This is a genomic window from [Clostridium] clostridioforme AGR2157, assembly GCF_000424325.1.
Lineage (GTDB): Bacteria > Bacillota > Clostridia > Lachnospirales > Lachnospiraceae > Enterocloster > Enterocloster clostridioformis_A.
In genome coordinates, this window is sequence record NZ_KE384166.1 from 20227 (window position 1) to 27273 (window position 7047).

The 7047-nt window shown below is 51.2% G+C and carries 8 protein-coding genes and 1 pseudogene; 7 read left to right on the forward strand and 2 right to left on the reverse strand.

What is annotated here, in order from left to right:
- Positions 1–4: 4 nt before the first annotated feature.
- The 6 genes from G614_RS0126240 (at position 5) to G614_RS29130 (ending at position 5249) form a co-directional block, all read left to right on the forward strand.
- A complete protein-coding gene (locus tag G614_RS0126240) occupies positions 5–1366 on the forward strand; it encodes an amino acid permease (RefSeq protein ID WP_027644232.1) in 1362 nt (453 codons plus the stop codon).
- 107 nt (positions 1367–1473) lie between these two features.
- On the forward strand, positions 1474–2196 hold the full coding sequence (locus G614_RS0126245; protein ID WP_027644233.1) for a GntR family transcriptional regulator: 723 nt from the start codon (positions 1474–1476) through the stop codon (positions 2194–2196).
- A 30-nt stretch (positions 2197–2226) separates the two neighbouring features.
- The gene (frlD, locus tag G614_RS0126250; protein WP_027644234.1) at positions 2227–3012 is read left to right on the forward strand and encodes a fructoselysine 6-kinase; all 786 of its coding nucleotides are present in this window, start codon (positions 2227–2229) and stop codon (positions 3010–3012) included.
- Between the two features lie 40 nt (positions 3013–3052).
- Complete coding sequence (locus G614_RS0126255; RefSeq protein ID WP_027644235.1) at positions 3053–3781, forward strand: GntR family transcriptional regulator; 729 nt, start codon at positions 3053–3055, stop codon at positions 3779–3781.
- Between the two features lie 23 nt (positions 3782–3804).
- Positions 3805–4818, forward strand: coding sequence for an SIS domain-containing protein (locus G614_RS0126260; protein ID WP_027644236.1), 1014 nt, complete (start codon positions 3805–3807; stop codon positions 4816–4818).
- A 113-nt stretch (positions 4819–4931) separates the two neighbouring features.
- Entirely contained in the window at positions 4932–5249 is a 318-nt protein-coding gene (locus tag G614_RS29130; protein WP_242828235.1) for a hypothetical protein, read from the forward strand.
- A gap of 177 nt (positions 5250–5426) precedes the next feature.
- On the opposite strand, the gene G614_RS0126270 is transcribed toward G614_RS29130, so the two are convergent.
- Complete coding sequence (locus tag G614_RS0126270; RefSeq protein ID WP_027644237.1) at positions 5427–5852, reverse strand: RNHCP domain-containing protein; 426 nt, start codon at positions 5850–5852, stop codon at positions 5427–5429.
- 174 nt (positions 5853–6026) lie between these two features.
- Positions 6027–6629 (reverse strand): TetR/AcrR family transcriptional regulator, encoded by a 603-nt coding sequence (locus G614_RS0126275; protein ID WP_242828236.1) that lies wholly within the window; start codon positions 6627–6629, stop codon positions 6027–6029.
- A 299-nt stretch (positions 6630–6928) separates the two neighbouring features.
- Here G614_RS0126275 and G614_RS35270 point away from each other — a divergent pair.
- A pseudogene (locus tag G614_RS35270) lies at positions 6929–7047 on the forward strand (IS91 family transposase); the annotation flags it as partial.

The window sequence follows — 7047 nt, forward strand, 5'->3', positions numbered from 1 at the left end:
GAGTATGTCTAATGTAAAAACACCGGAACAAAGTGCAAACGAACTGAAACGGAAACTCGGTCTGGGCGCAGTAATCGCACTTGGAGTAGGCACCACCGTGGGATCCGGAATCTTCTCATCCCTGGGTGAGGTGGCAGGAGCTGCGGGAAGCAGCCTGTTCCTGGTGCTGTCCTTCCTGATCGGCGGTATGCTTCAGGTCCCCGCCAACTTCTGCTACGCGGAGCTGGCAAGCGCCTTCCCCGAGGACGGCGGACAGTACGTGTATTTTAAGGAGGCGGGATCCCGGCCGCTGGCCTTCCTCTGCGGATGGATCAGCTTCTGGGCCACCGACCCGCCATCCATCTCCATCATGGCTCTGGCCATTGCCAACTACCTGGCGTTCTTCATCCCGGTACACGGCATCTTTCTGCGCCTGGTGGCAGTTGGCTTTGTGCTGATTTTCATGATAATGCACCTGCGCTCAGTTGAGGGCGGCGGCAAGTTCCAGACCATTATCACTGCCTTAAAGATCATTCCCTTTGTGCTGATCGTGGGTATCGGTATCTTCTTTATTAAAGGGGAGCTATTCCTGTCAAATGCACCCCTGGCCGGAGTGACAGCCACTGGCTTTACCGCTCTGCTGGCCGGTATCTCCGCAACCACATGGTCCTTCGACGGTATGGCGGCTGCCTGCTATATGTCCGGCGAGATCAAGGAGCCCAAGAAAAACCTGCCCAGAGGACTGATCCTCACCGCATTTATCGTGCTGGCCCTGTATGTTGGCCTGACCCTGACCGCCTCCGGTCTGTTGTCCGTGGATGAACTGGCTGCCTCCGAGGCGCCCATCGCTCTGCTGGCTTCCAAGATCCCGATCATCGGCGGATACGCCGGAACCGTTGTGGCAGTGATGGCGGTTATCGTGGTAATCGGTTCCCTGTCTAGCTGTATCATGTTCCAGCCCCGTATTGAGTACGCAATGGCAAAGGATGGCCTGTTCTTCAAGGCTTTCGGCAAAGTGCATCCCAAGTATGAGACTCCTTACTTCTCCATTCTGGTGCAGTGCGCTGTGGCAATCGTCCTGATTTTCGCCACATCCCTTTCCGACCTGTTGGGGTATTTCACACTGGTGGCCCTGCTGAAGAATTTCCTGACCTTCGGAACCATCATTGTACTGAGAAACAAAGAGCACTACAAGCCCGCATACAGAATGCCGGCCAGAACGCTGATGGTGGGCGTGGCTATGCTGATCACAGGCACGCTGATTTGGTCCACATTTATCTGGGCGCCTGTTGCAGGTATCGCCTGCGCAGTGATCGCCGTAGTGACTGGGCTTCCGGTATACTATTTCTGGGAGAACCGGAATAAGAAGGCAGCGGCCAGGAAATAGCGATTATTTCCAGGCAGAATGATTGACACTTTGTGGCAGATGTTTTAAGATTGAAGGCAGGAGTAAGCATTTGTAACCAGTTGAATATCAATAGAGGAATGTCTGCCATGAATATAGATCACCAGAAGCCCCGCGACGAGGCCATGGAAAAAATCGAGAATTATATGATCAAGAACAATTTAAAACCGGATGACAAGCTTCCGTCCGAGCGCGCTATGTGCGAGATGTGGGATTTTAACCGCTCCACACTGAGAAGTGCCATCAAACAGCTGATTCTGGAAGGGAAGATCTACAACAAAAACGGCTCCGGGACCTATGTGGCAAGGCGGAAGCTGGTCCGCAACCTTCAGGATGTCTATGGATTTTACCAGACAGCGCAGAATGCCGGGCGCAGAATCGACACAAAGGTGCTCCGCGTGGACTTCTGTGAAACGCCCAAGAATATCGGGCGGAAGATGAAGCTGCCCCTGGGGCACAAGCTGATGCGGATTGTGCGTCTGCGCTGTCTGGATGGGATTCCGGTGGTGATTTCCACCATCTATCTGGACGCCGTCCGTTTTCCGGGACTGGAAGACGTGGACTTTAACGGTGTTTCTCTGTATGAGGTACTGAAGGAACGGTACGGCGTGGATGTCTCAGGCGGTATGGAGAAGCTGAGCATCGCTTACTGCGATGAGGAGGAAGCGGGGTATCTGGAGATTGAAGAAGGTGCTCCTGTGATCTATCAGTCAGGTGTGACCATGGATCAGCAGGACGTGATTTTTGAATACTTTAAAGAGATCACCCGTTCGGAATATGTTTGTTTCGCAAGTGAACTGACCAGGCGGTGAATCCCTCTAAAGTAAATGGAGGAATAATAGATGAAACTGGCTGCAGTCGGCGATAACTGTATGGATGTTTATGATAATACCGGGAACGCATACCCAGGCGGAAACCCTGTTAATGTAGCGGTCTATTTTGTGCGTTTGGGGGGCCAGGCGTCCTACACCGGAGTGGTGGGTACGGACAAGTACGGCGCTCTGATGAAGGAGAGGATTGCGGGGAAAGGCGTTGACGTCTCCCACATCCGTTTCGAGGAGGGAAATACGGCCATCACCCATGTGGAGCTGGCGGACGGGGAGCGGGTATTTGGCGATTATGAGGAGGGTGTGCTGGCTGATTTTAAGCTGACTGAGGAGGAGAAGGATTTTCTCTGTACCCACGATATAATTGTCACAGGCTTGTGGGGGAATGTCCACGACGACCTGGCAGAGCTGAAGGCAAGGGGGATCAAGATCGCTTTTGATGCGGCTACAAGGCCGGGGGATCCGGCGGCTGTGACTGCCATCCCCTCTGTAGATTACCTGTTCTTTGCCACCGATGACGGGGACACGCCGGAGCTTCGTGAGACGATGAAGGCCATCAAGGCCAGAGGTCCCAGGCTTGTGATTGTCACCCTGGGCGAAAAGGGAAGCATTGCCTATGACGGAACAGATTTCACTGCCTTTGGGATCATCCCCTGCAATGTGGTGGACACCATGGGGGCTGGGGACAGCTTTATAGCCGGATTCCTGAGAGGGATTCTGGAAGAGAAGGAAGTGCAGGAATGCATGAGAATGGGGGCCGCGAATTCCAGCGTGACGCTGGAGTATAACGGCGCCTGGTAAAATAGTGCTCATTGCGAGCCAGTGTTAGGAGGAACTTAAGTTGGCTAAAACAGCAGAAGTAGCGTACAATTCACCCATTTATCTGCAGCTTCGTGAGGTGGTCCGCTCCAAGATTGAGGACGGGGAATATGCCCCCGGGACGGCGATCCCCTCTGAAAATGTTCTCGCGGCCACATACGGAATCAACCGTCTGACGGTCCGCAGCGCCATTGACGCCCTGGTAAACGAGGGCCTGTTAAAGCGCGTCCAGGGCAAGGGCGTGTATGTTGTGGCACAGATCGAGCGGGACCTGGAGGTGCTGGGCGGCTTCACCCAGACCATGGATGAGAAAAATGTGCGGACAAAACGCAAAATTCTGCTGAAGGGCCAGCGGAAGGCCGGAGAGAAGTATGCTGCGGTCTTCGGGATCGGCGAGGAGGATATGCTGTATTATATCAAGCGTCTGGACTATGCGGATGATGAGGCCATCGCCATCCAGGAGATCTATGTTCCCTATAACCTGGTTCCGAAAATGGAGGGCATCGACCTGTCTGTTTTCAGCATGTTTGAAATCTATAAATTTTACGGGATCAACCCGGTGAGAGCGTGGCAGACCCTGGAACTGGTTCAGCTGACCCAGTCCGATGCCAGGCTGATCAATATCAGCAAAGACCAAACGGTATTTCTGTTCTCCTGTACCACGTACGATGAGAACGACCGTGTGATAGAATATTCGAAATCCTATACCCGTGGAGACAAGTGCAACTTCAAGGTACATTTCCACAAGTAGGGATTGGAAAGCGGAGGAGAAGAATGTTAAAATTTGATGAGCAGATGCAGATTGACAGCGTAAACGGTGCGCTGGCTCTGCGTCCTGAGATTGAGAAAGTTATAGATGAGATTCAGAAAAATGGCTTTGACGGGATTTACTTTATTGGAATCGGCGGCACCTGGGCTTCCAGCATGCAGGTGGAGGTGTATATGAGGGGCAGAAGCTCCATTCCCGTGTTTGTGGAGAATGGCGCGGAGTTCATCACCACCGGCAACAAGCGTTTCACCAAGGATTCAGTTGTGATCTTCTCCTCTGTAACGGGAAGCACTGAAGAGATGGTGAAGGCTGTTGAGAAGGCCAGGAAAGTGGGGGCCAAGGTGTTCGGCTTTGTTGACAAGCCCGATGCGCCCATGGTGAAGCAGTGCGACTGGTGCATTTCCTATCCCATGAACGAGCAGTTGAAGTTTTACATGGTGGCCAACCGCCTGATGTACAACAACGGCGAGTTCCCGGAGTATGACCAGTACAATGCGGAGATGGAGGCCCATCTGGCCCAGGCTCTGGTGGAGGTTGAGAAAGCGGCTGATGAGTGGGCCGCAGGCTTTGCCAAGGACAAATATGCGTATTTCAAGGCCCGCCCGGATATGCCCCATTACTTCGTGGGCGGCGGAAACCAGTGGGGGGCCACCTATTCCTACGCCATGTGTTACTGGGAGGAGCAGCTGTGGATCCGCACCAAGTCCATCACCAGCGCGGAATTCTTCCACGGCATGCTGGAAGTGGTGGATGCTGAGACGCCTGTCACCCTCTTTATCGGGGAGGATGAGCAGCGTCCGCTGGCAGAGCGCGTCAGGGGCTTCCTGCCGAAGGTCTGCAAGAACTATACCATTATCGATACCAAGGATTATGAATTAAAGGGGATCAGCGAGGCATTCCGTGGATCCGTCTCCCACCTGGTGATGCACGCAGTGAACAACCGTGTGGATGCCCATATGGAGCAGGAATTCCGTCATCCCATGGTGATCCGCCGTTACTACCGCCAGTTTGATTATTGATGTCAGAGGGCTGAGGCGGATGAAATGTCAAAGATTACCCTTGACCAAATCGGAGTGATGAGCGTACAGTACGTCCATTATTCCAGTATCTGGATTCCATGCAGAAATGTGGTTTGATGCATGTGGATCTCTGGGGAGGAATTCCCCACTACTGCAGGCTGGACTATCCCTTTGCGGAGGATGCCAGGGCTAAGCTTGGGGCCATCCGCAGAATGATGGAGGAGAGGGGGCTGGACGTGGCGGTGTATACACCCGAGACCCTGGCCTACCCCTACAGCTTCTCGGATCTGCAGGAAGCGGTGAGAAAACGGACCGTGGACTATTTTGACATGGCCATGGACGACGCCCTTGCGCTGAGCACCAACAAGGTGTTTTTAAACTCCAGCTGCGGGCTGACTGATTTGCCGGAGGGGGAATACACCGTAAAGTGAAAGGGGATAAACTGGGAAGGGTCTGGGTTGACTGCCATAAAACAATGGTACCAGAAGTGGCCGAGCCAACAAAAGAAGCGGAGACAAAAGAAGAGCCTTAATCCATATGCTATGAATGCATAAAGCCGATAGACTGTGATTTCTCACAAGTTTATCGGCTTTATGTTTGTCCTCTGATTACTTTATGGCCCCATCGCCTGCCATCATATCCGTCAATTCTTCGATTTTTTCAAGCGGAAACGGCGGCAGCGCCAGAGCTTTCATTGCTATCGACATCAGCTTCATGGGATTATCATCAGCTGCAATCCGGTTGGAGGACAGCTGTCCGCACTGGCGGCAACGGTGAATGATTGCCCATTCTCCGTTTTTACGCACCCATATTGAAATCGGCTCCATAAAACCTCCACAATCAGATTCGCGGTCACCGGGGTCATTGTCTACATGAAGACTGTGCAGGCAGTTCGGACAATGATTGCGGTGGCTGCTTCCGGCGCCTGTCGTCACCACAAGCCTGCCGCATATTTTGCAGGTGAAGCTTTCATTGCATGCATGGGTTTTATAATATCCTTTTTCGTATTTGATTCGTTTATTTTCTCGATTCATGAGATTATCCCTCCAAAAAGTCGTTTTTATCGTCCTTTTGGGAGATCTGGCATTCATAATTGTACGCAAACCTCCCGGTTAGCCTACAATGCTCCTGCTGTAATTAGTTTTCACCAATAGTCCTCCTTGTTTATTGTTTTATAAGTACAACTTTTGTTGTTCCTACTTATGTTTTCATGGCATCTTCGCAGCGTGCTTTTCTACGAAACATTCAAGATGTGTTGTAAAAAGAACTGCCACTTTTTCTTTTTCTTCTTTTCCTGATGCAACGTCCGACATGCTCAGTAATAAATAAAACGGGGCAAAAAACTCAACCGCCATTTGTCTGGGGTTGCCTTCCTGCCAGGTTCCCTGCTTCATCATTTCCCGGAACAGATCTTCAATAAAATTGACTGGCCCGCCGGCCAAAACCTTTTGGTACAAGCTTGTCATTTCAGGGCTTCTGTATTGTTCCAGGGTCAGCATTCTGCGGAAATTGCAGGCGATTTCGTCTTCCGTCCAGTAAGAAAACTGGGCTTTCATATAAGCCATAACGCTCTCCACTGAAGTGTTACGGAAAGGCTGCGGCATTTTATCAAAATCATCTTCTGGTACTCCCGCTTTTTTGGAACGCTCCATATCCAACTGGCATGCACGTTCCAAAATACTGTCAAAAATATCCCGCTTATTTTTGTAATGTTTGTAAAGCGCGCCTTTTGTCATTCCCAGCTCCCCGGCTATTTTACTGACAGAAACAGCCTCATAGCCATCCTGCGCAAACAAACGGAGTGCTGTCATCAGAATCTTTTCCTTTGTATCAGACATTCCTATGCCTCCTGTCAAGTAAACGATTGTTTACTTAACTTTATTATAAAAGAGCGGACTCTACTTGTCAAGTGATTTTATCAAACCGACCATATGGAAAGAGCAGTCAGTTTCTCACATGGTTTGCCGTCCATAATTGCAGTAGAAAATATAGGAAAGGAGAAGAACAGAATACATGGAGGAGAAGGCAATATGCTTTAGCTATCGGTTACGATTACTTTGCTTCATGGCAGAGCCCTCCGTTGTTTTCCAGAGCAGGATGATTGGCGACCCTGATTTCCCAAGGCGGGGCTGTTAACTTCACTGCCTGGCGCCCTCATACTCATTTTGATTATCGCTTCCTGCGCCTGGCTTTCCGTAAAGTCCTTTTGGAGCAGCTCTCCCTTAAACT

Coding starts and splice junctions, on each gene's coding strand:
- G614_RS0126270 (WP_027644237.1), bottom strand. CDS start 5,852: ATGAATCGAGAAAATAAACGAATCAAATACGAAAAAGGATATTATAAA.
- G614_RS0126275 (WP_242828236.1), bottom strand. CDS start 6,629: ATGACAGCACTCCGTTTGTTTGCGCAGGATGGCTATGAGGCTGTTTCT.
- frlD (WP_027644234.1), top strand. CDS start 2,227: ATGAAACTGGCTGCAGTCGGCGATAACTGTATGGATGTTTATGATAAT.
- G614_RS0126260 (WP_027644236.1), top strand. CDS start 3,805: ATGTTAAAATTTGATGAGCAGATGCAGATTGACAGCGTAAACGGTGCG.
- G614_RS0126240 (WP_027644232.1), top strand. CDS start 5: ATGTCTAATGTAAAAACACCGGAACAAAGTGCAAACGAACTGAAACGG.
- G614_RS0126245 (WP_027644233.1), top strand. CDS start 1,474: ATGAATATAGATCACCAGAAGCCCCGCGACGAGGCCATGGAAAAAATC.